This window comes from Shewanella sp. 0m-6, assembly GCF_052977325.1.
In genome coordinates this window covers 47,972-72,867 of the sequence record NZ_JBRIMD010000016.1, presented here as the reverse complement: position 1 = coordinate 72,867, position 24,896 = coordinate 47,972, and the positions used below count along the sequence as shown (strand labels likewise).

Here is a 24,896-nt window from a genome sequence, read left to right as displayed (position 1 = left end):
ACTTATATCTAGGTACTACTTAGAGTGATCTCACTAAGCCGTTATTGTCCCATTATCATTCTGAGTTAAAAGCTCGTCCACATTATTCGCCTTATCAAAAGTTATCCAAAGTAGTGTGTGCGTCGGCTTACGTTGGTTGTTGTCGACTGAGCTCTCAATTTTGGAACTAAGTTAATGATTTAGTTTACAGAACATAATTAATAGCGGCATCATAAAAGCACGAAACATGGTATTTTGTCGTCTAAATAACGTCAGATTCACTGAACAGAACGGAGTGATTTTAAATCATGGATTATAATGCCTGAAGAATATAAAAAATCTTGCGAAGACGAACTTGACTGGACCACCGTAAACCAGCTTCATGAGGCTACCCTTCAAATTAGTAAAAGCTGCTTTGAGTTCAAAAAAATATGTGTCGGCCTGATAGGAGCCTCTCTAGCAGTTTTAGTTAAGCTTACAGACAATAATATTGACCATTCCTATTTCGTTGTGCCGCTCCTCATTTGCTTTGGGTTTTGGATTGCAGATTTTTCTGCTTACTACTTTCAGCGTAAGACTAGGAATGCCATGAGTAAAAAGCTTAAGGCTATAGCTTTAAGGAACTCAATTTCTGAATATGGCTGCGCGGAGTTAGAGGTTAGTTGGTTTAGCGCAGCATTCAATCATTCAATGTCTTTGTATTACGCTTTGGCTGCGCTGGGGCTAATAGGGTGGCTTGCGTATGCCAAGGATTGGATTGGTGTGTAACATGAATATTTTTGTTAGCTATACAACTAGAGATAAAATTATTAATCGCCAGTTACTAGAAGATGCGTCTGAAGTCCTTTCTACATATGGTAATTTCTACATAGATCTATTACATAACGACTCATTGGATAAGCAAGCTCATGTAAGGCATATGTTGTCACAATCGAACCTCCTAGTGCTAATTGAATCATGCTCCATTAAGGAATCAAGCTGGGTTCAGTGGGAGTTGCGCGAAGCTGAACGAATTGGTATTCCTGTTCTCTATGTTCCAGCTATGAGCAACCAAAAAGAAATAATAAAAAACATTAGATTCACGCTCGATTCTGAGTTTGATAAGCTAACAAGGCGCTCAAGCAATGACGCGCTAATGCATGCCACTTAGCTTGACGTTAACTGCTTCTGTCCCTAAATAGCGAGGTAAACCTTGATAATTATCCCCTCATTTATATCTGAAGAACTTTTCATCATTAATGCCTTCAACAAAAAACAAGAAGAGCAGATTGAATCATTTACTAATAACATTGAAGATCATATAGAAAAAGCAGAAATTGAACGATGGGTTCAAACATCTGAACCGGATGGAATTGCAGACACCGATGAAATTGAACATATAGCAGGTGTTTCTGAAGAAGATTATGATATTAGAGAAATGTTTTCTGCCATCATGCCCCTCTATCAGCGTCAAGCAATGCTCATAACTATTTGGAGTGCTTTCGAGTGTGAACTAGAGAATATGTATCTCTATGCAGCAGAGAAGATAAATGGTACTACTCGACTATCAAGAAAACCGAATAGAGATAGCAAAATAAATCATATTCTCAATGAGCTCAAAGCAATTGGCATTGCCGAAACAACAAGTGAAAATTTCAAATCAGCTTTTGCAACTCTCAACCTTGAGGTTCGTGAGGTACGCAACGCATGGGCCCACAACGGCGGCAAAGACTTAAAGAACATAACAAATGATGGAGTCGATGGTTTATCTTTAAAATATCAGCAGATAGCAATATCAAAAGATTACATCCAAAAAGTTGTTGCTCTCATACGCACAGTATCTTCAGAATTAAATCCATTAATCAGGCAAAAAGTCAGCGCAGCTAATCGGGTAGCCGGAGGCATCTAGCCTCCAGCCCCACACCACCCTGCATGCGGCTCCGCACAAGGTGGTTCATTGATCTGGCTAGCTTCTGTTTCAAGAGTGTACAGCGATTCACCCATCTTTTAGTGAGCATAATTCTACTTTCTTAAGATAGTCATTAGTAATGATAATGTGAATCGAATAATTCAGAGCCTAAGCACTAAATGATTTCTGTCCACTAACGAGTTAGAGCTCTATTCATAACGTTTGTGTTCACCAACAAATAAGTAGGTTAATGCGCAGAGCGGTCAAGGGGGCTTCATAACGCCCCACAGAAGTAGTGACATGTGAGCTTACTACGAGCTGTTAACTTTCTTTGTGTCTTTTTTAGCACCAATAATTATTGGTCGACAATAAATATACCAAGCTGCTAAATTCAGATTTACCAAGGCTGTCATACCATTTGCTGCACCAGCAATTGGTTCACTTATTTAGAGGGACGTTATCAGCTAAAGGAGTTCAGTGTGATTTATAAGAATACACAGTTAGGGTCTACAATACTCACTATTATGGGGTTAGTAACAGGAGTATTAATATTTGCATCATATAGTAAACCAGAGGAATCAATCTGGTTTGCATTTATCATTGTTGGTGTCACAGCCCTTCTTTTCTCATCTTTGACGATAAAAGTTGATGGGGCCAGAATCTATTGGTTTTTTGGTCCAAAGTTTTGGCAAAAGTCGTTAGAGCTTTCAGAGATAGCATCGGTAAGAAAAATAAAGACTAAATGGTATTACGGATTTGGTATCCGTTTAATTTCAACGGGTTGGTTGTACAATGTTTCAGGTCTAACTGCCATCGAATTAAAGCTTAACGATGGAACTATGGTGAGCTTAGGCACTAATGACCCTGATAATTTAATTAACGCCATTGACATAATATGTCCAAACCCTCTAGTATAAAATACAGTCAACTAGGGATAGAGGGATATCATGGAACTTTGGACAAATTTTAGCGACTTGCTAGTACAGGCAATTGGCTTTCTAACAACGGAGGTAGGCGTAAGCAAAGGTGTTGCAATCATTCTGCTTACGCTTGTCGTGCGTTTACTATTCAGTCCACTCAGTTGTTCTGCAATGATTAATAGCTATAAAAATAAAAAGATGATGGCAGCAATAAAGCCTGAGTTAGATAAGCTAAAGTCGGTTTATAAAGATAAGCCAGACGAAATGGCGAAACAAACAATGGCGTTATATCGAAAGCACGATATAAAATTTGTTAGCAAAACCCTTGTCGCTAATGTTTCCAGCCAAGCTATATTCGGATTTGGAATGTTTCAGGTACTTCAAAAGGCTATTTTTAGCAGTAAATTCGCATGGATTTCTAATATCGCTAAGCCAGATATCGCATTAGCAATGCTTGTAGGAGCATTAACCTATTTATCTATGCTTATGATGCCTGGCAGTGCAGAACAAGCGAATACTTTGTTTTTGCTTATCCCGGCAATGGTCAGTGTTGCTGTTTTGGTTACAGCTCCTTCAGCCTTGGGCTTATACTGGGCGACGTCGAGTGCATTTGGGGCGCTGCAATCAGTGGTAATGCAAAAGTATTTTGAAAAACAGCACAGCAATGTGCCTCAGTCTCAAGCTTAAATGACTACTGAGTAATGACTACGAAAAAATGGGTATATCTACACCACGAAACGCTGCGCTTACACGAAGAACACGAAGGTAGAGATAACGGACTCCAATGGCTTGAGCGTTAGCCTTTCTTTGTGGCCTCTGTGTCCCAATAACATCCGTGTTTAACGGCCAGTTCGCTATCCCTAGCTCTCGCTTATTAGCACATGGCTTCGCCATATTCGCCGTGGTGAATAGCTTTCACCCAAAATGCTTTAGCTTAGACTTAAAAGTATAAAAGCCATCCTAAGATGGCTTTTATACTTTTAGTTTTAGAAGCTTACTTTACAGGGCTTAATCTGACACGGGTTGAGTTTAAGCAATACCCATCATCATCTTTCTTATATTCACAATCTGGCTAAATTCGCTCATCTCTTTAGAAGACAGTTTGCTTGCCATCGGGATCTTAGCTTTCATTGAGTCCACCGGACGACCATTGATATGAAACTCGTAATGCAAATGCGGGCCGGTTACTCGCCCAGTATTCCCTGATAGTGCGATAACCTGGCCCCGTGACACGCGCTGACCTTTATGCACCAGTGCTTTTGATAAGTGTAAATAGCGGGTACGGTACTTATTGCCGTGGTCTATCACCACGTATTTACCTGCAAATCGATGATCGGTAACCAAAGATACAATGCCATCTCCTGGTGCGACGATTTTAGTCCCTATGGGTAGCGCAAAATCAGTCCCGTTGTGTGGTGAATTTCTGCCCGTGACTGGGTGGTGACGATGAGGGTTGAATCGAGAACTTATACGATAATTTTTAGCCAGAGGAATACGCTGAAATGCACGCGCTAAACTTTGGCCTTGTTCATCATAAAAGTTACCGTCGGTATGCTGATAGGCATTAATACTGCTAGAGCCTCTATCGATGGTCACACCCAAAACATGGCTATTACCCGTCGCTTCTCCGTCGATAAACTGATCGTTCATCAATACTGAGAACTTATCACCAGCGCGAAGATCGCGGGCGAAGTTGAGCTTCTCTTTTAGCAAGGATTCGACACGTTGGATCTCTGCGGCATTGAGTCCCATTTTTTTGGCTGAAACATAAAATGAGCCATGGATCTGGCCTGAGATGGCGCGATCTCGCCAAATACCTTCGATATTAATTTCGTCAACGTTAAATGAACCGTCATCGAAACGGGTAAAAATCACCTGCCTCGCGGCATTAAAATAAAGACTTAGTTTTTGCAGTTCACCGGCGTCATTTAACCAAAACTGAATGTTGTTACCAGGCATTAACGTATCTAACGCCAATACATTTAAGTCCGCTTCTAGTACACGGTACATGGTTTGTTGATCCACGCCGCCCTGCTCAAACAAGCCACTTAGTGTATCGCCTTTAACGATCTCTTTTTGGAATGCCGGTGCTGGTTCTAACAACTCGCTACTAGGCAGAGCCACGTTTTGAGAAAGAATCGACTCGATATCGAGCTGAACCGGAATGCGCTGAGGCAATAGCTCATGATTGCTTGGTATTAATGTGGCAGCGCCAATCACCAATACCGAACCTAAAAGGACTTTCCGATGTAAAACAGATAGCCCCGAGAAACGGTTTTTAGACATATTTGAAAAAGAAAATTTACTTGCGCGCAACCTGTGCCTCAACTTTCATTATTATGATTATCTATTTGCCCCAAAAACCCCTTCAAAACGAGGTTTGATGCCAAGTTATATCAAAAATAATTCAATTTACAAACTGTTCAACCGCACAAATTGATGACTACACCATGATAAGTTACAAACTGAGCGTGGTAAGCCTGTTGTATTTGTTCAATAAACATACCGACACAACAGGATTACGCCACTTCGCTCTAGAAGAGCTATAACTTGTGAATTAGGGCAGTACTATGCTCACTTCACTGCCGATAGCAGTCTTGTTGATATCGATACGCGTCGCTATCTGCTCCTTCATCTCAGACACATGAGAGATCACCCCTATCATGCGGCCCGATGATTGCAAATCCATCAAGGTCCGAATAGCAAGATCAAGCGAGTCTTGATCTAAACTACCAAAGCCTTCGTCGATAAATAACGTATCGAGTTTTATGCCACCAGCGTAAGCCTGTACAACATCGGACAAGCCTAGTGCCATAGACAAAGCCGCCATAAAGCTCTCACCACCACTTAAGGTCGCCACAGGGCGAACTTTTGAGGTATAGGCATCTTCGACTTCAAGTTCGAGTCCTGACGCCTTATTGCCCTTGGCGCGATCCTCTTTACGCAGCAATCGATAGCGTCCTTTACTCATCAGCTGTAGACGATGACTCGCCTCAAGCAACACATCATCAAGCAGCACGCTTAGAACGAAACGTTGTAAGCTAATTTTATTGCCCGTTTGACCATTGGCCACTTCGGATAAGGTACCGATCACCGCGTACTCATCTTCAAGCTTCTTAGCTTTGGCATCGGCATCTTTAAGCTGCTTTTGGGTTTGTTTGAGTTGCGTTACCCTACTCTGCACGTTTTGCCAGTTTGCTTCCGCCGCTTGCTGCTCAGCTTGAATGCTAGCCAAACTGGTCTCAACATCTCCAAGCTCTGGTTTAATCTGCTGTGATAACCGGTCACTCAATTGGCTCAGTGTCGTTTGATTAGCTATACAGTCTTGCTGATATGTACTGAGAGTATCGGCTATCTCTTTAAGTGCACCAGGAGATAACAAGGCCTGAATGAGCCCCTGTTGATCACTAAAGCCTGACATCGACAGTTGCTCATTTAACGCAGATAACGCCTTGTCACCTTGCTCCCTTGCCTGAGCCACATTAGTTTGAGCCCCGGCTAAAGCAGCAGTTTGAGCGGCATCATGCTCTAACGCTTGAATATGAGACTGACGGACTGCATTGATGTTTTGTTGTAGCGTCGTCACCTGCGACTGAACGTGGTCAATCGCCTCATTGAGTGCATCTAAACTGCGATATTGCTCAGGAATGGCAGCGGATGCTTGTTCAAGCTGTCCGTGCAGGCCTGAAACCGAACTCTGTAGTTCAGAAAAGCGGTCTCGCTCAGCATCGAGTTGGGCTTGTAACTCCCTCAGCCTTGTTTGCCAGTCCTGTATTTGTTGTCTCAGTTGAGCTAATTGCTGAGCAGCGCTATTGGCTTGATTTAACTGCTGCTGTAACTGCTGCAAGTGTAACTGCAGCGCTTCGAGTGATTGATTACTGCTTTCACCCATTCTTTGCTGTAATTCAGCTAGCTGCTTCAACTGCTCTTGATGCTTAGTGTTTAAGCCGGAATATTCAGCTCTCGCTTGATTAAGCGCCTCATTTGCCGATTCCTCACGTTGCAGAGCCTGTTGTAGCTCCTCCTCTGTTGGCAATTGCTCTGCACTTTGGGCAGGATGTGGGTGCTCGGCGCTGCCACATACTGGACACGGCTGCCCCAGGGTTAACTGCAAGGCTAAACTTGCTGCTTGGCCGCGGTGCCAAACGAGCTGCAACTGTCGATGCTGAGTTTGCGCTTCGACAAAGTGCGAGCGAAGCTGCCCGCCCTTCTCTTTGGCGAGTGTTAACGCCTGTGCTGTGTTGCCAGCCTCAATGTTAGCCTGTTGCCACTGCAGGTAACGCTCAATCAAGTCACTTTGACTACTTACGGCTTGTTGAGCATTCACTTGCTCGCTAGCAGCGAGCTCTAATTGGGGAAGCTGTTGCTCTGCAAGCTGCTTTTGTGCTTCCAGCGCATCTAAAAGGCCCTTCTCTTTAATGCCCTTCTGTTTGGCTTGATCCCGCTCGAGACTTGCTTGATTGAAGCTTTTTTGCAGATGGTCTAGCCCTTGAAGTTGAGGCACCAACTGAGTTAATTTTTGCTGCTCATTCTGAGCTTGCTGCAGCTGATCCTCCAGCTCGGGTAACGCGGCAAATTGGGTGTGACTTAAACTAAGCGCCTGTTCACTTTGCAGCTTGGCAGATTGTGCCTTTGTGACTGCAGCTTGTGCCTGTGTCACCTCGACGTCGCGGGCAAGTGACACATCTAACACAGGTTTGATTTGCTGTGCTTTTTGGCCGCTCTCAAGCCTTACTTTATCTTGCTCAATAGCGGGCTTTTGTTCATCGAGTAAGGCTGCGGTTTGTTTTAGTTTATCCAGTACATCAAAATCATTAACCAATAATTTAGCCGACTCAAACTGCTTATTGGCGTTAATCAGCGCAAGCTGGTTCTGCTCTTTAAGCACTAATGCTTGAGCAAGCTGTGGCTCGAGTGTCAGCAGTTCATCATTTAGCGCGTCATCGGACTCAAGTTCGATATTGTGCAGCATGCCATCACGTTTGTTACGGTGATCTCGCACTTCAGTTTTAATTGCTGCAGCCTGAAACTTTAATTTGTCTTCAATTTTACGATAAATCTGTGTTTGAAATAGCTGGCTAAAAATCTTCTCTCTGTCTTTAGAGTCTGCCATTAACAGTTCGCGAAACTTGCCTTGTGGCAACACCATCACCTGACGGAACTGATCGGCATCAAGGCCGGTAAGGCTTTCTATTTCAGCGGTGGCCTCTGAGACTTTACTCGCCACCAGCAAATGTTCACTACCATCGCTATCGATGCGGTACAGCTGAGCTTCTGGCTTTTGCACCGTGTATCCGTCGCCACTCTTTTTAGCCCGTTGCTGCTCTGGCACACGGCGGATGCGGTACTGTTTATCGCCCAAAGCAAAACTAAAGGTGACTTCGGTCAACAGGCTATCTGCTGCTAGGTCACAGCGCATCTGGCTGCCCTCGCGCTCATCGCCTGTGGTCTTGCCATATAGCGCAAAGCAGATTGCATCTAAAAGCGTGGTTTTGCCCGCCCCCGTTGGACCATTGATTAAAAATAACGGGTTAGAACCTAATGCGGAAAAGTCGGTCACTTGAGTCGACGCAAAGGGGCCGAACGCTGACATTTCTAAAGTAAGAGGTCTCATGAGGTACGCTCCATTTTATGTAACTCATCGATTGCACTGGTCATTGCCAGCTTTTGCGCCTCGGTCATTGGTTCACCTGACACTTGAGTAAAAAAGTCGGTAAACATGTCTAATTCGCCCTTCTTAATATGATCTCGGCTTAGCTCAACCTTGCTGCTATCGCTCATTAAGCCGGTACGCTCTAAGTGCAGTACATTCGGGTACACACTTCTGAGTTTACCCATGGCATCTAAAATGGCGGTTTTATCACTCAGTCTCACCATCAAATAATCGTCACGATTCACATCGGTTTTGCCTTGCTCTAATAAGTCTTGCAATAAGCCTTCGATAATTCGCACATCTCGCATGGCCGATAGCGGCAATAACTCAAAGCGAGCTTTGCCATCTGAATCTAATTCAACCAAGGTGACCGATTTGTTTTGATGCTGCTCACTGAATGAGTACTTAAGCATTGAGCCCGAATACCTGACATGTTCAGCACCTTTATATTGCGGCCCATGTAGATGCCCCAGAGCAGTGTAATTAAAGTCATTAAACAGCTTTGGCGAGACTTTATCGGCGCCGCCAATGCTCAGTGGACGTTCAGACTCAGACTCACTGCCACCATCGAGAAAGCAGTGACTAATCACGACTTTGGGCAGTCCTTGGCTATCGTGTTCCTGCACCTGCTCAAGCAGTTTCACCATCGCCTCTTCATGAGTACTCACTTCACACTCAAACACATGACGAACAGTGGCCGGATCGGCATAAGGCAGACCATAAAACATGGCATTTCCCTGCTTACCTTTAAGCTCGATGGGCCTAATTTCTTGAGTTAGCGGGCCGACAATATGCAGGCCGCTATCGTTCATCTGCCTTGAAGCAAAACCCAAGCGTTCGTGACCATCATGGTTACCCGCTATCATAATCAGTGGGATCTCAAGCTCATTCACCAGACGATTCACGACCTCATCCAATAAAGCAACCGCTGCAGCTGGCGGAATAGATCTGTCATAGATATCACCCGCGACAACTACAGCATCAACATCATGGGTTTTAGCGAGTTCGACAATCTGGTTTAAAACAAAGCGCTGATCATCGAGCAAACTCTGGTTATGAAGTTGTCTGCCGATATGCCAGTCAGAAGTATGGATAAATTTCATGCGTTCTCGTTTAAAAATGAGGAGGATATAGGAGAGTGTCTGTGCAGACTTTCCGTTAATTTTCTGTTTAGCTTTCTACTTAGTTTTCAGCTTAGTTTTCTAAACAGTTTCAGTTTGGCTGTACGTTTTGATAATAGTAAGAAAACTGAACCATTTGCACAATAGCCTATACCTAACAGATAAGGCCTAGATCGCAGCGAATAGTGAAGTTCGGTGTATCAATAACACACCAACCCACAGGGCTCTTGTTTAAATTTAATCGAGCAATTGCACAAATAATTTACGATTTCCTCAGCAAAATATGACCTATGCCAAATTAGTCACTAAAAATTAAAAAAATGAGTGCGTTTTATTCTGAGTATTGTTACTACAGGCATACATAAGCAATAGTGGTACTAGATAGCATGCAGTTTTCAACGTTTGGTGAAAAATTTAATCGATACTCTGGCATAACTCAGTTAATGGATGATCTTAATGAGGGATTACGCACACCCGGCGCAATTATGCTCGGCGGTGGTAATCCGGCTTCTATTCCTGCCATGCAAGATTATTTTCACCAAGCGACGGCCGATATGCTGGCCAATGGCGAGCTCGTCGCGGCATTAGGTAACTACGATGGCCCTCAAGGAAAAGATACCTTCTTAAATGCCTTAGCATCGTTATTGCACGACACCTACGGCTGGGACATCAGCCCAAAGAATATCAGCCTGACCAATGGCAGCCAAAGCGCCTTCTTCTATCTGTTCAATTTGCTTGCAGGTAAGCAAACAGATGGCAGCCATAAGAAAATTTTATTACCACTGGCACCTGAATACATCGGCTACAACGATACCGGCTTAGATGATGATATTTTTGTTTCTTACCGCCCCGAGATTGAGATGCTAGAAAACCGCATGTTTAAGTACCATGTGGACTTTGAGCAGCTAGCCATCGACGACTCTGTCGCTGCGATATGCGTGTCTCGCCCAACGAATCCAACGGGTAACGTACTCACTGATGCTGAAGTAGCAAAGCTCGATGAACTAGCGCGTGCTAACGGGGTGCCGCTTATCATTGATAACGCCTATGGTACGCCTTTCCCTAATATTATTTTCGAAGACGTGACCCCGTTTTGGAACAGCAACACCATATTGTGTATGAGCCTATCTAAGCTTGGTCTACCGGGCGTTCGCTGTGGCATTGTGATAGCGAATGAAGAGATAACCCAAGCACTGTCTAACCTTAATGCCATCATTAGCCTAGCTCCAGGTGGATTTGGCCCCGCTATCGCCAAGCATATGATTGAGTCTGGTGATTTGCTGCAGTTGAGCGAAAACGTCATCAAGCCTTTCTATCAACAAAAGTCTGAGTTTGCGGTCGCCTTATTGCAACAATCGATTACCGATAGCCGATTTAAAATTCATAAACCTGAAGGTGCTATGTTCCTCTGGCTCTGGTTTGATAAGTTACCTATCACCACCATGGAGCTGTATAGCCGACTAAAAGCGCGCGGTGTACTCATTGTCCCCGGCGAGTATTTTTTCTTTGGATTAGAGGAAGATTGGGAGCATGCTCATCAGTGCTTACGCATGAACTATGTGCAAGATGAAGCTAAAATGCGGGCTGGCATCGCCATTATTAGCGAAGAAGTAACAAAAGCTTACGCTGAAACCTCTCAAAACTGATCGAAAAAACGAGTCGATGGTATCTACTTATATAAAGCTGTTCATATCACAGCTTTATATAAGGCTTTCATATGACAACTTAAATATTTGACTATTCACGCCACCATTTAAATAGATGCAGTAACGCAAAGGCGCCATGGGCAAAGAAATAAATCTGAATAAATGTCACACAGAGCTTATGAACTGACAGAAGTAATTCGCTTGGACCACTAATATTAACGACTAAAAACCACATTCCACCCGTTGTTAAAGCAAGCAGCAAAGCGAGCAGCCCTAATCCTTCTACGGTTGCAGCTAATCCTGCAGGCTTAGGCTCTGGAAGCCTTCCCTTTAACAAGCACTCAATATCTTCTTTAATCCCTTCGTAACGTCCAAAAAACCACGGATACAGATCGAGTAATTTACGCCGCATAATAACTTTTATGGCAAAAATAATGCTTAAGGGAAACAACACCAATCCGGCATAAATATGAATAAATGCAAGATCTGCAATATTATCCAGTTGGGTGTCACCATGTACATGCATTAGTGAACTAGAAATCAGCTGAAATAACACTCCAATCATGACAGCAAAGTGCAGGTACTTCTCTAGAAAAGGTAGCGACTTAAAAAGCACTTTAATCCCTTGTCTTAATTTCACATTCATTTCTATAAGCCCTCCCTCTAGCAATACTTATTAATAGATTAGTCATGAAATTCTCAAGCTGTTCGTAAAATTCGACATTTAGCTCATTTGTTTAACTGAATGTCAGTCCACTCCCCCATCGATGCTCACATACAAGTAATATATCGTATTGTTTTATGCTTAATTTCTTAAAACATCTGCCCAAAGCAATGGGTTAGCCTCACAAACAGTAACAAATACGCCATTTAATTTAACCTATAAAATCAGTTAATTGCCACAAAAAACTATAGCTCAGTCTATTTTTTTGAGATAATAAATATTCCCTTACTTTTCAATACCTCATCAACAGGCGAATCAACGAATCCATCAACTCCCCCACCAACGAGCTAACTAAATAGCGAATCAAATAACTAATCAAATAACTAATCAAATAGTTAATTTTGATATTTTCCTGTCGCCTTAACCTGTAATCAATGACTCAACTTTTAAAGCTTAACAACCTTCGGGTAACACTCATACTCATCGTAAGGCCTCTTCTGTAAAACCTATTCATGGATAGATTTTACAGAAAGCAACTTTGCTTTTGGTTATGGGAAAATAAAATGAAAAAACTGATACTTGCTGTTGTTGTCAGCAATCTATTGGCAGGCTGTTTCGGCAGCGATAGCTCAAAAGACCCAAGCGTACCGAGTATTCCACCAAGCGATCTGATCCCGGCTAAAAAGACATATCAGGGTAGCTTATTACTCAGTGGCAAACGGTTATCAGGACAGGTAAGCTGTAATGGTCAACCCTTAGGTGACACTGGTATTTTCACATTTACAGATGGTGATAATGTCAGTTGCGCTTATGGCTCGATAGAGCTGCTCAATAAAGACATTCCTTTGCCAGAGGGGTGGAGCCGTGACAGTCATAACGCTATGGCATTAGACATGCAAAATGACTGGACTCATGCAATAAGCATTGCCGATGGCGCAAAGGTCATGACAAAAGTCAGTACCTGCCCCGCTATCACTAATGAGATCTGTTTAGATGAACTAGACAGCTTTGATATCGCTCCCCTTTTTTCAGGTGGCAATAGTACAGAAATTGAAGCGTTTTTAAACCCGCCTGCGGCAGAAGAAACCGATGAAATTGATAAAGCGCCTAGTTCACATGTCGACAACACGTTAACCCCAGAAGTCACTGCAGGCGCCAAACCAGATATCAATGCGGGTTTTGTGTCAGCGGCCGCTGAAGATGCCTACAGCTACAAGCCAAGTGAAGAAGGGCGCATTCTCACAGAAAGTGTGCTGTCTGATAAACAGGGAACGCCTCTTGCTGGAGTCAATTACTACAGCAAATCATCGCGCGGGATCACCGACTCAAGCGGAGTCATGTCTTACCTTTGGGGCGAGACAATTACCCTAGGTTTAGATACCTTCACTTTCGGTTCCGTAAAAGGTAATCAAATTGAATATCAGCTGACTGATGTGTCTAATAGTGAAATCGTTAAACAAAATATTGATACATTAATAGCCCGTTATGCCACCGATAACGGTGACAGCGTTTCTTTTGGTGAGCATGTGCACCAAGTGTTTGCACAATACCCTAACGCCATTAATGAAATCATTAAACTCAATCTACCTAACGGCGCGCAAATCGAGGATACTCAGTATCGCGTGCCTAACGAATTTAACGCGCAGTTTGAAACTGGATTAGCACAAATCATTGATGCAGAGCTAAATCAGGCGCGAGCGTTAAACCATCTTGCTACGCCAGTTTTACGCAATAGCCAGTATGTGACTAAGACCTTGCAGCAACTCTATACTGACGTTGACCAGTTCCATGTTTTTCATGACAACTCGTCTTTTTATGGTGAGGTGGGTTATGCACGCTTTATGCGTTCAATGAACACATCAAATACTGCGTTTCCGGTACTGATGCCTCGCAACGATGTTAACTACTGGCTGCCATTTGGGTCAGAGCAAGCTTATCAACGTAACGATGGCTTCCCTTATGTGACTGACGCTAAAATTATTGATGCGAGCTCTGATGTGCTCCTCAAGCGACCTGAAATCGTAGGTGAAGACACCGCAACCTATAACTTGCCCGTTGTCACCGCTGGTGAAATTGGCCAAGGTAATGTCGTGTTTATGGGCAACAGCATGTACCCAAACATTTTAAGTCATCCGTCAAACTATTGGGCCGGTGGTGAAGAGGCGGGTAAAGACAACGGCAGCATGCCGCTATTTTTTAAAAACATGTTCACTTGGTTTGCCCCTCAATATCAACATGGCAATACTTCAGTTAATGTCGGTTCAAACATTAATAAGGTTTGGAAATCGAACATTAACTCTAACCAAACGTATGATTTCTTTATCGACGATTCATACAAATTAAATGTTGAGTCACTCGCTTCAGGCAGTTATGACGGACTTGAGCCACAGACTACGCCAATCTTAATTTTACAAGCCTATGAAACCGGCCTATTTGGTGATGGCATGAGCGTAAAAGTACTTGCCGACATCACTAAGCCATTACTTTCTGCGACAGATATTACGGCGTTGATTAAGTACATCAACGCAGGCGGAAATGTATTGTTCATGGACGGGATTGAGCAATTAAATCCTGAGCCCATTGCGCGCCTAGCTGATACTGCAGGGATCTCTTTAGGTGGCGCAAACCTTGCGCGCACAAGGCAAGGTTACTGCGGTGAAAGCTATTACTGTCAAGCCCCAAGCCCTAACCCACGTGCGAGCTTACAAGACACACTAGTCACTTATGAAAAGTTTGATGACATGTCAAAGTTTGTTGTTAACGCTGACGGTACGGTGACTTTTCCATCGCCTATCGATAAACCTCAGTTCGGCATTGCTCAATACAAAACCCAGGATGTTAATGGAGAAGAGCGCAATAACTTCGCATTTTTCAGCGTTAAAACTGAAGAGCAACGTTTGGCTGCCGTGGCGACAATCCAAACCGCTTTCCCAAAAGTCAAAGAGTGCACTGATGCGAGTTATGACTATGAAATAGGCTGTATCGAAACCCGTCAAGGGCATGGCTATACCACAGGAGGCACGTATTTCAGACCACGATTTACCCGTTATGAGATTAGCCCTGATGTGGTAAATACTATGGTTAAAGCCGCTAACCTTGGGGCTAACGTTGAAAAACTCTATCAACACGAAATTTACTACCGCAGTAAAGGCAGTCAAGGTACCCGTCTATCATTAAATGAGTTGAATCAAACATATGACAACTTATCCGTCTGGCTGTGGAATGACGAGCAATACTCCTATAACGCTGAAGTGCAAGATGAGCTAGGTTTTAAGAAGGCGACTGAATTCTTAAACTGTTACACCTCAAACCAGCATCAGCCTGATAATGCCTGTGCCACTGAAACCGAGGCTAAACTAAAAAGCTACCACATGCTAACGGATAGTGGTGAGCTAAACCCAAGCTACCCATTAAACTATCAAGAAAAACCACTCACCAGGATCATGCTTGGCCGTTCATATTGGGACAATGAGATAAGTGTTGATACGTCTATTTACCCTGGAAATACCAGCGCTAGTGGCGGCAATGCTAGCGTACACATTGAAACGTTCAATAATGCTGTCGTAGGTACGGCAAATAACATGCAATCCACCGGGTTATGGGCCGTTAAGCGAGGCGTTGTGACCGTCAGTGGTAATCATGACGCAACGATTACAGTGGCTCTTGTGGATGATGTCACGGGTAAGCATGAACATGAACTGGCATTAAAGCGCCCTTCTCGAGTGCAAAAGTCTTGGTCCCATACAGCAGGTGCAACAACTGAAATTATTGCCCCTTATGGCGGACTCATCTATATAAAGCCTGCATCGACACAAACTCACAATCAAGTTGAGTTTAGCTTTACAGGCGTATTAGAAGCATCTCTTTGGAAAAATGGTCTATGGCAAAATCCAATAAACCTTGATGTGCCACTTGCAGAAATCAATAGCGGCCACTTTGTTTACACAACCCCGGTTAATAATGTTACTGACACTAATATTCAAGCATTTGCCGATGGTATGAATGATTTTGCTGAAAAAGCCAGTGATTTCCACGCGCGAAATAACACCCTGGGCAATATGCGCTTTACCGGGGAGTTATTGCCTGAGCACTCTCATCGCTTTGTTAATGATGTGCAAATATCAATTGGTGCTGCGCACTCTGGATACCCAGTAATGAGCACCAGCTACAATCGAGATGCCAATACCATCCCGACCCAACCTGAAAATGACTGGTTATTGTGGCATGAAGTCGGCCATAACTTGGCTGCTGCGCCGTTTAATGTCAAAGGTGCAACTGAAGTTGCCAACAACTTGCTCGCTCTGTACATGCAAAATCATCGAGATAACGGTAACGGAGAAATGGATCGGGTAAAGACTGATATTCAAAAAGCACCTATGCTGATCAGCCGAGATCACGGCCATGTATGGAGCCATGGTAATGCAGGTTCACGCCTAGTGATGTTTGCACAATTAAAAGTATGGGCTGAAACTCACTTTAACATTGCAGATCATTTTGATGGCCAAACAGTGCCATCTTACTATGGCCAAGATGAAGGCTGGAACATGATAATTATGATGCACCGTGAAGCTAGAAACAGTGACAACCAATCGTGTTCGTCGCAAAACTCTAATCGCTTAAATGAGGGTGATTTACTGATGGCTTGTGCCTCAGAGGTGTCGGGATATGACCTCTCAAGCTTCTTTGAAGCATGGAACCCTAGTGAGGTGTCGGTCGTCACTGCAGATGGAAGCCGAGATTATCAAGGTGGTATTACTGCAAAAGGCCTTAATTATGTGCAGTCTTTAGCGCTGCCAGTCCCAGAGCAAAAACCTGAAGCCATTGATAGCATTCACTTGCATTGACCATATTCATTTTCATTGATCTGATTAGTCATTAATTTAAAGCCCCTTATACAACTAAGGGGCTTTTTTAAAACCTCCGCACAATACTCTGTCAATACGCGTCAGCTTACAAATAGTCAATGCAGTTACCCCATCTATTTGTTTAGATAACTTTAAGCCTAACGCGCTGCAGACAAGCTCACGTCGAAAAGAAAGTGAGATATTCGTTTTAATTAAACCACTTTCGTGATGCAGATCACCCTTTCAAATACTGATTTAACTAACAATTGTATTAACTCATTGCACTGTATTCGAAATGCAATAGAACAATGAAAAGATAAGGGGTCGTTTAAGGCACATCATTGGCCTTTAACTTTTATCGGACTTTACACGGATGAACGTAATGACTTAGAGCAAAAAAGTAATTTTCAATTCATGTGCTATTTTTTACATAGTGGTTTTTTTGTTTAAAAAACTGTAAGCCTAAAGCAAACAAAACCACTGCATAACAAATACCTTAATCACTGACTGGCTAAGTATCGTTTGTTAGCTCTACTAGAGAACAAACAACTTAGAACGATTTAATACATATTTGAGAGAAAAATATGAAACAAACAGAAAAAAAAGGGATCAGTATATTTGCCTTAGCGATGCTTAACATTGTTGCTGTGGTGAGTTTACGAGGGTTACCCGCAGAAGCTGAATATGGGTTGAGTTCAATATTTTATTATATTTTTGCCGCTATTGTTTTTTTAGTGCCTGTTTCTTTAGTCGCTGCCGAGCTAGCAACGGGTTGGTCGGAAAAAGGAGGGATATTCCGCTGGGTAGGTGAGGCATTTGGCCCCAAACTTGCCCTAATTGCCATTTTCATGCTTTGGATTGAGGTAACAGTTTGGTTCCCAACCGCGTTAACTTTTGGTTCGGTATCTCTTGCGTTTATGGGCCCAGACCAAACATGGGATCAATCCTTATCCGAAAATAAATTCTTTGTTCTTGGTATTGTGCTTGCCATTTATTGGCTAGCAACATTTGTCGCCCTACGTGGCACAGAAGCCTTCTCAAAACTTGCTAAATGGGGTGGTTTAGTCGGTACTGTTATTCCAGGTATTATCCTTATCGTATTAGGTTTTTCATATCTTTTTGCAGGTAATACGCCACAAATCGAATTAGCTTGGAAAGATGTTATTCCCGATTTTTCTAACTTTAATAACGTTGTTCTTGCAGCCAGTATTTTCCTCTTCTATGCCGGTATGGAAATGAACGCTATCCACGTTAAAGAAGTTGATAATGCTCCTCGAAATTACCCTATTGCCATTGGTATTGCGGCATTAGGTACAGTGTTAGTTTTCGTCTTAGGTACGTTGGCAATTGCTTTTGTTATTCCTCAGTCAGAGATTAACTTAACCCAGAGTTTATTAGTGGCCTATCACGACATGTTTGTTTGGGCTGGAATTGGCTGGGCTGCACCTGTGATGGCCGCCTGTTTAGCGCTTGGCGTATTAGCAGGGGTTGTTGGCTGGGTTGCAGGCCCATCTTCGGCATTGCTTGTGGTCGCAAAAGGCGGTTACCTTCCTCGCTTTTGGCAGCAAACCAATAAGCATGGCATGGCTACGCACATCATGATGGCGCAGGCGCTGCTGGTTACATTAATTTCAACGGTTTTTGTAGTCTTACCTTCAGTGCAAGCGGCTTACCAAATCTTAAGCCAGTTAACGATTGTGCTCTATCTCATCATGTACTTAATGATGTTTGCCGCAGCCATTTACTTACGCTACAGCCAGCCTAATCGTCCTCGCCCTTATAAGATTCCAGGTGGCAGTACCGGTATGTGGTTGATTGCAGGTTTAGGCTTTATTGGCTCATTAACCGCTTTCCTGTTCTCATTCATTCCACCATCACAAATCGCAGTCGGAAGTCCCGAAACCTTTGTCGCTATTTTGGTGATACTCACTATCGTCTTTGTCTCAATCCCCTTGTTTATTTATAAAGCACGTAAACCACATTGGCGCGATCCTGAAGTCACGGACTTTGCACCTTTCACTTGGGAAATTGAAGATAAGCATCCTGGTGTGATTAATACATCCGATAAAGTGACTCACACGTTACATCAGCCTAACTAACTCGTTTGCAAGCAGTCGAATTCGAGTAGTTAAAGATAAACATTCGAGGATAAATGATGGTCTTATTAGCCGATGTTATGCAGCAAGCATACGACAAGTACAAAGACAAACATGGCGGAAAAAATGCGTCCTATATTCCGTACTTAGCACAAGTGCCTTCAGAGTTAACCGGAATCGCTTTTGTGTCTGTTAACGGTGAAATCACCTCCTTTGGTGACAGTGACTATCACTTTGCGATTGAATCAATCTCAAAAGTGATTACCTTAGCCTTAGCATTAGAAGAATCGGGCAGTGAAGCAGTCCATAGCAAAATTGGCGCAGATCCAACAGGACTACCTTTCAACTCTGTTCTTGCACTAGAGATGCATAATGGCAAGCCGCTCACGCCTCTAGTGAATGCTGGAGCGATTGCAACGGTGAGTTTAATCAAGGCGGATGACAAAGAGCAACGCTGGCAAAAAATTCTCGACTGTCAGTCACGCTTCACTAACAGTGCGACTCAATTATCCGATGAGGTTAATCAATCAGAGCAAACAACGAATACTCACAATCAAGCTATCTCTTTACTATTAAAGTCAGCTGGCAATATGTATAGCGATCCCCTTGAGGCTTGTGATGTTTACACGCGTCAATGCTCAACGTTAATTAACTGCATAGAGCTTGCAACAATGGGAGCCACGCTTGCTAATAGTGGATTTAATCCATGTAGCAAACAAACCGTTATCCACTCAAAAAACGTGTCGCATATTCTTGCCGATATGATGATGGAGGGGCTGTATGAGCGCTCTGGTGACTGGGCTTATGATGTGGGAGTACCGGGTAAGAGTGGCGTGGGGGGCGGTCTTGTTGCTGTTATCCCAAATGTTGGTGCTCTTGCCAGCTTCTCGCCTCCTTTAGATCCTGCCGGAAACAGTGTCAAAGGACAGCTGATGATAAAACATATCTGCCGTTTAATGGGCTGGAATATGTTTCACACTCAGATTGAGCAGTAATTAGTTAAAAATACGGTATTAAACCATCCCCAAAAAAGACTCAGAGAGTGCTCAACCGGCACTCTCTGACGCTCTTAAAATTCATCGTTCCCTCAGTCACAAAAGCTAAGCTAGCAGTAAGCCTTTTGGCATTGATTAGCTATACAACTGACTAGACTTACAATTCCATCACAGTGAACACACCATTTAAATTAGTTTACAAAATCAACCCTCGCCTAGGCTGGGGTTGGGGCGTAAACAAAACAACAAGCAAAAAGCAAAAAGCAAAAAATAAAAAATAAAATACTCAGCAAGCAGTAAACCTACAGACTAATATCATTTACAAGCCGCGAATTAATAGACAATTTTACTGCCGCCAATTGCCGAGGAAATATCATGCCCTTATCGAACAAAGAAAAGGCCGTCTCCCTGTTAAACAGTATTCAAAGTGGCAGTAACGCGCCAATTGCCTACATCAATCCGAATAAATACATCCAACATAATCTAGATATTGCTGATGGATTAGCTGGATTTGGTGCCGTCATGAAAAATGCACCCGTTGGCGGATTTAAAGTTAAGGTGATACGCGCCTTTGAAGATGGTGATTACGTATTTACCCATAGCGACTACGATTTTTTTGGTGAAAAAATTGGCATTGATATCTTTAGATTTGAAGATGGGCTTATTGTTGAACACTGGGATAATTTAATCGCAAAAAGTCCACAGCCCAATCCGAGCGGCCATACTCAAATCGATGGTGAAACAAAGATAACAGACTTCGATAAGACTGATGCGAACAAAGCCACTGCCAAGGGGTTCATCACCACCGTATTAGTGGGACAACAATTTGACCAGGCACCAAACTTTGTTGACGCCAATAATTACACCCAGCACCACCCCGACATTGCAGATAACCTTTCAGGGTTCGCTATGGCGCTGCAGCATATGGGCGAGAATGGGATCCACATGCTCTATGATGTTAATCATATTACCTTAGGTGAAGGCAACTTTACTTTAGCTGTGAGTGAAGGCAATTTTGCCGGTAACCCAACTGCCTACTTTGATTTATTACGATTAGACAATGGCAAAATTGTAGAGCATTGGGGAGTCATGTCGACGATCCCTGATAAATCTGAATGGAAAAATGATAATGGAAAATTTGGGTTTAAATAATCAAATTGACTTCATATCAAACCGTTTATGGCTGGGCATTCATTGGCTAATAAAACGCTAAGCTGCGCTTTATATAGCAATGGATGCCCTGCGACTAACTAACACAAACAAGGTGAGTTAAAGATTTAGCTCCGACTAAAATCTGACAAACATAGCGCTGAACACTAAGGTATAAAGTGCGAATAATATTTTTGAGAATAAGTATGTTACTGACTAAATAAAACATGTTAAGCATGTGATTTATAGCCATCAAAGGGAAGTGTATATCCTTATGTTATTAAAGCATTATTTATCAACTCGCCACTACACAGAAACACTATGTGCCCCATTGGAAATTGAAGATTATGTTCCACAAGCTATTGAATATACTAGCCCGCCTAAATGGCACCTAGCCCATACAACGTGGTTTTTTGAGCGCTTAATTCTTAAGGCCTACGCTGATAATTACTGCGAATTCAATGCCGATTTTGATTTTCTATTCAACAGCTATTATCAAACGCTGGGCGAGCGCGCCATACGTTCACAGCGTGGTTTATTTACCCGCCCAACCGTTAAACAAGTCTATCTATATCGCCAATATGTTGATGAGCAGATGCGTCTGTTATTGAGCCGCCCCCTCTCAGATGAGCTCTATGAGCTTGTCACATTAGGCATCAATCATGAACAGCAACACCAAGAGTTATTAATAACTGATTTAAAATATATGCTGGCATTAAATCCACTCTATCCGGAGTATTCACCCGAGTTTTCTCTCGTTGCAGATAAGAACCAACGAGATGGCTGGACTCGAATCAAAGAAGGTATGTATGACATTGGCCATCAGCAACAATCTTTTTGCTATGACAATGAACTAGGGCTGCACAAGGTTTGGCTATCGAAGTTTCAAATCGCAAATGCATTGGTGACTAATGGCGAATATATCGCATTTATTGAAGATGGCGGCTATACCCAGTTTAGCTATTGGTTAGATGAAGGCTGGGAATGGCTCAAATCCGAACAGATTAGCGCTCCTCTTTATTGGAAAAAAATCAACGACCAATGGCATTACTACACCCTAGCAGGACTTAAGTTACTCGACCCCAATGCGATTCTTGCTCATATCTCCTTTTATGAGGCCAATGCTTTTGCCTGCTGGAAGAAGATGCGTTTACCTACAGAGTTTGAATGGGAAGCGGCATCACAACACCTTGATTGGGGCAAACGCTGGGAGTGGACATCCTCCGCCTACCAAGCTTATCCAGGATTTCAAATAAGTGCTGGCGCTGTCGGTGAATACAACGGCAAATTCATGGTAAACCAAATGGTACTTCGCGGCGCGTCTGTTGCTACCGCTAAGAGTCACCAACGTTACACTTACCGCAATTTTTTTCATCCGCATTTGCAGTGGCAATTGTCAGGAATACGCTTGGTAAAAGATCATGATTAAACAATTTATTGATGACGTAAATAACGGCCTAAGTCAGTCACAAAAACAGCTACCCTCTAAATATTTCTATGACAAAAAAGGCGATGAGCTGTTTGTTAAAATTATGAGTTTAAAAGAGTACTATCTGACAAGATCTGAAATGGAGATCTTTAGCGAACAGGTGCACAGCATTATCGCTGCCCTAAAGCTTAATCAATCGAGCTACTTTGAACTTATCGAGCTTGGCGCTGGCGATGGCACTAAAACCCGAAAATTGCTGCAAGCGTTATCCGATGAAGGTTACCAATATGATTATATGCCCATTGATATCTCTAAAAATGCATTAGATAAGCTTGAGCACTCACTCGCTAAGGAGTTGCCCAATGTCTGTGTTAAACAACAACATGGGGATTACTTTTCAATTCTAGAGTCATTAAAAAATAGCCATCATCCCAAGGTATTGCTGTTTTTAGGCTCCAATCTTGGCAACATGCCTGACAATACTGCGACAGAGTTTATCTATAATCTGGGTAAAAGCCTCTGTGATGGTGATAAATTACTGATTGGCCTAGATATGGTTAAGTCCGCAGATATTGTGCTACCCGCTTATAATGACCAACAAGGAGTCACCCGAGATTTTAATCTCAATCTACTTCAGCGGATCAATACCGAACTCGATGCTGACTTTAATCTTGAATTATTCGACCATAGCCCTGAATACACTGAGCAAGAAGGAATAGCAAAGAGCTACCTTAAGAGTTTATGCGATCAGAGCGTCAGCATTAAGGCCACAGGAAAGGTTTATCAATTCAGTACAGGCGAAAAAATTCATACCGAAATATCCCGTAAATACAGTGATGCGATTTTTGACCGCATTTTGTCTCCGACCGATTTCGTCATTACAAGCAAGTTCACTGACAGTCAGCAGTACTTTGCCGATTATATTTTAACTCGCGTATGTACTAAACCCAATAAATGAATATCGCAAAGCAACAGTCAAGTGCGAACAATCTCCAAGAATTGGGGTTATTGGGGCTGGGGAGTCGAACAACCCAGTTCTATTTCGAGCAATTAAATCGCCAATATCATGCTCACTTCTCTAAAGATAGCACCTGCCCTTTATTGCTGTTAAATACCAACTTTGACGAATTTAATCCCTACTTACCCGATCAACATAGCAAACTACAACCTGCCTTAATTCGCTATTTAGAACGATTGCAGCGTATTAATGTACAACGCGTCATTATTCCCAATATTACCTTGCACGAGAGTGTCGACTACATCCAATTAGATGATGGGAAGTACCCAGAGATTATTAATCCGATAGCGGCAACCATTGAGCGGCTAAAAGAGGATAAACAATGGCAAGTCGTGCTTATAGGCTCCTTTTACAGTATGAATTCCGGCAAACTTTTCAAGCAATTTAATGATGCTGGGATTGCTGTGACAGTGCCTAGCGAGCAAATAATGCGGAGGATTGATGCTATTCGTAAACGTGTATATCGCTATTGTGAACATGAGCAAGATAGTGATGAGCTATTAACCTTAATCGCAAGCTATCAAGCTCACAGCACCGTTGTAATTGCGTGCACTGAACTATCTATTGTCTCCCAAGCTAAATCGGCGTCGATTTACGATATGGTGACGATTCAATTGCACGAGGCCATCAAGCCACTTTTATAGCTCAAGCTTATGCAGACTGACGACACTAAGGACTTCACCACTATGAGTATAAAACTATGAGTATGAAACTAGAAAACGCCAAAAACCTTTACCTTAAGGGGATTAGAGATGGCCACCCTAGAGAAGCCGTCACAGCTTATACCGGAGATCGCTATACTCAACACAGCACAGGGGTTGGTGATGGCATTGAGGGATTTGTTGCCTTCTTTGAGCCTTTTATTAAGCGCTGCCCTGTAAGAGATATCCAAGTTATTCGCGCTATTGTCGACGGCCAATATGTTTTTTGCCACGTTTACCAAAGCCTCAACAATGGTGAAGCAAAATGGGTCACAGCCGATCTATTTGATACCGACAGTAATGACAAGATTATTGAGCATTGGGATGTGATACAAGAATATGCAGAACATACCGTATCAGGGCGCAGTATGATAGATGGCCCCACGACAGTTGAAGACTTGCAGAAAACCGATGCAAACAAAGCTCTGGTCAGTCAGTTTTGTCAGGAGATTTTAATCGATGGCAAAGTCGATACCATCGACCAGTTTATTTCAGAACAAGACTTCCACCAACACAACCCCTATATTGCCGATAATTTACTCGGATTGGATAAACATTTAAAACTATTGGCTGAGCAAGGGGTCAGCGAAACATATCATAAAATCCACCGTATCATCGGACAGGGAAACTTTGTAGTGGCCTTTAGCCACGTAATAAAAAATGACGCTGATTGGTGCGTATTTGATCTGTTTCGAGTCAAACATGGGAAAATCGTCGAGCATTGGGATATCCAGGAAAAGATTTTACCCAAAGCGCAATGGGGTAATAGCGGTAAATTCTAAGCTTACCTCCC

At 42.9% G+C, this 24,896-nt stretch carries 18 protein-coding genes; 14 read left to right on the top strand and 4 right to left on the bottom strand.

The genetic code is table 11. From position 1 onward, the window contains the following. Positions 1–297 precede the first annotated feature (297 nt). From ACVBJC_RS13365 to ACVBJC_RS13345, 5 genes are all read left to right on the top strand, one after another. Complete coding sequence (locus tag ACVBJC_RS13365; RefSeq protein ID WP_447161263.1) at positions 298–747, top strand: hypothetical protein; 450 nt, start codon at positions 298–300, stop codon at positions 745–747. 1 nt (position 748) lies between these two features. Further along, positions 749–1,129, top strand: coding sequence for a hypothetical protein (locus ACVBJC_RS13360; RefSeq protein WP_447161262.1), 381 nt, complete (start codon positions 749–751; stop codon positions 1,127–1,129). Between the two features lie 42 nt (positions 1,130–1,171). Next, positions 1,172–1,867, top strand: coding sequence for a hypothetical protein (locus ACVBJC_RS13355; RefSeq protein WP_447161261.1), 696 nt, complete (start codon positions 1,172–1,174; stop codon positions 1,865–1,867). A 479-nt stretch (positions 1,868–2,346) separates the two neighbouring features. Further along, complete coding sequence (locus ACVBJC_RS13350; RefSeq protein ID WP_447161260.1) at positions 2,347–2,784, top strand: hypothetical protein; 438 nt, start codon at positions 2,347–2,349, stop codon at positions 2,782–2,784. Positions 2,785–2,814: 30 nt separating this feature from the next. Further along, the gene (locus ACVBJC_RS13345; protein WP_447161259.1) at positions 2,815–3,474 is read left to right on the top strand and encodes a YidC/Oxa1 family membrane protein insertase; all 660 of its coding nucleotides are present in this window, start codon (positions 2,815–2,817) and stop codon (positions 3,472–3,474) included. Between the two features lie 342 nt (positions 3,475–3,816). On the opposite strand, the gene ACVBJC_RS13340 is transcribed toward ACVBJC_RS13345, so the two are convergent. The 3 genes from ACVBJC_RS13340 to ACVBJC_RS13330 all read right to left on the bottom strand — a co-directional run bounded on the left by ACVBJC_RS13340 (position 3,817) and on the right by ACVBJC_RS13330 (position 9,543). Next, on the bottom strand, positions 3,817–5,103 hold the full coding sequence (locus ACVBJC_RS13340; protein ID WP_447161258.1) for a peptidoglycan DD-metalloendopeptidase family protein: 1,287 nt from the start codon (positions 5,101–5,103) through the stop codon (positions 3,817–3,819). 241 nt (positions 5,104–5,344) lie between these two features. Further along, positions 5,345–8,401, bottom strand: coding sequence for an AAA family ATPase (locus tag ACVBJC_RS13335; RefSeq protein WP_447161257.1), 3,057 nt, complete (start codon positions 8,399–8,401; stop codon positions 5,345–5,347). Beyond that, a complete protein-coding gene (locus ACVBJC_RS13330) occupies positions 8,398–9,543 on the bottom strand; it encodes an exonuclease SbcCD subunit D (RefSeq protein ID WP_447161256.1) in 1,146 nt (381 codons plus the stop codon). The genes ACVBJC_RS13335 and ACVBJC_RS13330 overlap by 4 nt, the downstream gene beginning before the upstream one ends. Before the next feature lie 404 nt (positions 9,544–9,947). Between ACVBJC_RS13330 and ACVBJC_RS13325 the strand changes: the two genes are divergently transcribed. After that, a complete protein-coding gene (locus tag ACVBJC_RS13325; protein WP_447161255.1) occupies positions 9,948–11,207 on the top strand; it encodes a valine--pyruvate transaminase in 1,260 nt (419 codons plus the stop codon). Between the two features lie 91 nt (positions 11,208–11,298). Here ACVBJC_RS13325 and ACVBJC_RS13320 read toward each other — a convergent pair whose 3' ends face one another. Then, positions 11,299–11,853, bottom strand: a complete 555-nt coding sequence (locus tag ACVBJC_RS13320; RefSeq protein WP_447161254.1) for a cytochrome b/b6 domain-containing protein — start codon at positions 11,851–11,853, stop codon at positions 11,299–11,301. Positions 11,854–12,434: 581 nt separating this feature from the next. On the opposite strand from ACVBJC_RS13320, the gene ACVBJC_RS13315 reads away from it, so the two are divergent. The 8 genes from ACVBJC_RS13315 (at position 12,435) to ACVBJC_RS13280 (ending at position 24,885) form a co-directional block, all read left to right on the top strand. Beyond that, positions 12,435–16,715, top strand: a complete 4,281-nt coding sequence (locus ACVBJC_RS13315; RefSeq protein WP_447161253.1) for an SslE/AcfD family lipoprotein zinc metalloprotease — start codon at positions 12,435–12,437, stop codon at positions 16,713–16,715. Between the two features lie 584 nt (positions 16,716–17,299). Beyond that, the gene (gene gadC / locus ACVBJC_RS13310; protein ID WP_447161252.1) at positions 17,300–18,814 is read left to right on the top strand and encodes a putative glutamine/gamma-aminobutyrate antiporter GadC; all 1,515 of its coding nucleotides are present in this window, start codon (positions 17,300–17,302) and stop codon (positions 18,812–18,814) included. 53 nt (positions 18,815–18,867) lie between these two features. Beyond that, positions 18,868–19,806, top strand: a complete 939-nt coding sequence (glsA, locus tag ACVBJC_RS13305) for a glutaminase A (protein ID WP_447161251.1) — start codon at positions 18,868–18,870, stop codon at positions 19,804–19,806. A 375-nt stretch (positions 19,807–20,181) separates the two neighbouring features. Next, positions 20,182–20,958 carry a nuclear transport factor 2 family protein gene (locus tag ACVBJC_RS13300; RefSeq protein WP_447161250.1) on the top strand — a complete coding sequence of 259 codons (777 nt, stop codon included), beginning with the start codon at positions 20,182–20,184 and terminating at the stop codon, positions 20,956–20,958. A 271-nt stretch (positions 20,959–21,229) separates the two neighbouring features. Continuing rightward, positions 21,230–22,384, top strand: coding sequence for an ergothioneine biosynthesis protein EgtB (gene egtB / locus ACVBJC_RS13295; RefSeq protein ID WP_447161249.1), 1,155 nt, complete (start codon positions 21,230–21,232; stop codon positions 22,382–22,384). Continuing rightward, positions 22,377–23,342, top strand: a complete 966-nt coding sequence (locus tag ACVBJC_RS13290; RefSeq protein WP_447161248.1) for an L-histidine N(alpha)-methyltransferase — start codon at positions 22,377–22,379, stop codon at positions 23,340–23,342. Before egtB ends, ACVBJC_RS13290 begins: the two co-directional genes overlap by 8 nt. Next, on the top strand, positions 23,339–24,046 hold the full coding sequence (locus ACVBJC_RS13285; protein ID WP_447161247.1) for an aspartate/glutamate racemase family protein: 708 nt from the start codon (positions 23,339–23,341) through the stop codon (positions 24,044–24,046). Before ACVBJC_RS13290 ends, ACVBJC_RS13285 begins: the two co-directional genes overlap by 4 nt. Positions 24,047–24,102: 56 nt before the next feature. Continuing rightward, positions 24,103–24,885 carry a nuclear transport factor 2 family protein gene (locus ACVBJC_RS13280; RefSeq protein WP_447161246.1) on the top strand — a complete coding sequence of 261 codons (783 nt, stop codon included), beginning with the start codon at positions 24,103–24,105 and terminating at the stop codon, positions 24,883–24,885. The last annotated feature ends 11 nt before the right edge of the window (positions 24,886–24,896 follow it).

Excerpts from the sequence above, each read along its gene's own strand:
- ACVBJC_RS13365 (WP_447161263.1), top strand. The coding sequence starts at position 298 with ATGCCTGAAGAATATAAAAAATCTTGCGAAGACGAACTTGACTGGACC.
- ACVBJC_RS13360 (WP_447161262.1), top strand. The coding sequence starts at position 749 with ATGAATATTTTTGTTAGCTATACAACTAGAGATAAAATTATTAATCGC.
- ACVBJC_RS13345 (WP_447161259.1), top strand. The coding sequence starts at position 2,815 with ATGGAACTTTGGACAAATTTTAGCGACTTGCTAGTACAGGCAATTGGC.
- ACVBJC_RS13335 (WP_447161257.1), bottom strand. The coding sequence starts at position 8,401 with ATGAGACCTCTTACTTTAGAAATGTCAGCGTTCGGCCCCTTTGCGTCG.
- ACVBJC_RS13330 (WP_447161256.1), bottom strand. The coding sequence starts at position 9,543 with ATGAAATTTATCCATACTTCTGACTGGCATATCGGCAGACAACTTCAT.
- ACVBJC_RS13325 (WP_447161255.1), top strand. The coding sequence starts at position 9,948 with ATGCAGTTTTCAACGTTTGGTGAAAAATTTAATCGATACTCTGGCATA.
- ACVBJC_RS13320 (WP_447161254.1), bottom strand. The coding sequence starts at position 11,853 with ATGAATGTGAAATTAAGACAAGGGATTAAAGTGCTTTTTAAGTCGCTA.
- ACVBJC_RS13315 (WP_447161253.1), top strand. The coding sequence starts at position 12,435 with ATGAAAAAACTGATACTTGCTGTTGTTGTCAGCAATCTATTGGCAGGC.
- gadC (WP_447161252.1), top strand. The coding sequence starts at position 17,300 with ATGAAACAAACAGAAAAAAAAGGGATCAGTATATTTGCCTTAGCGATG.
- glsA (WP_447161251.1), top strand. The coding sequence starts at position 18,868 with ATGATGGTCTTATTAGCCGATGTTATGCAGCAAGCATACGACAAGTAC.
- ACVBJC_RS13300 (WP_447161250.1), top strand. The coding sequence starts at position 20,182 with ATGCCCTTATCGAACAAAGAAAAGGCCGTCTCCCTGTTAAACAGTATT.
- egtB (WP_447161249.1), top strand. The coding sequence starts at position 21,230 with ATGTTATTAAAGCATTATTTATCAACTCGCCACTACACAGAAACACTA.
- ACVBJC_RS13290 (WP_447161248.1), top strand. The coding sequence starts at position 22,377 with ATGATTAAACAATTTATTGATGACGTAAATAACGGCCTAAGTCAGTCA.
- ACVBJC_RS13285 (WP_447161247.1), top strand. The coding sequence starts at position 23,339 with ATGAATATCGCAAAGCAACAGTCAAGTGCGAACAATCTCCAAGAATTG.
- ACVBJC_RS13280 (WP_447161246.1), top strand. The coding sequence starts at position 24,103 with ATGAGTATGAAACTAGAAAACGCCAAAAACCTTTACCTTAAGGGGATT.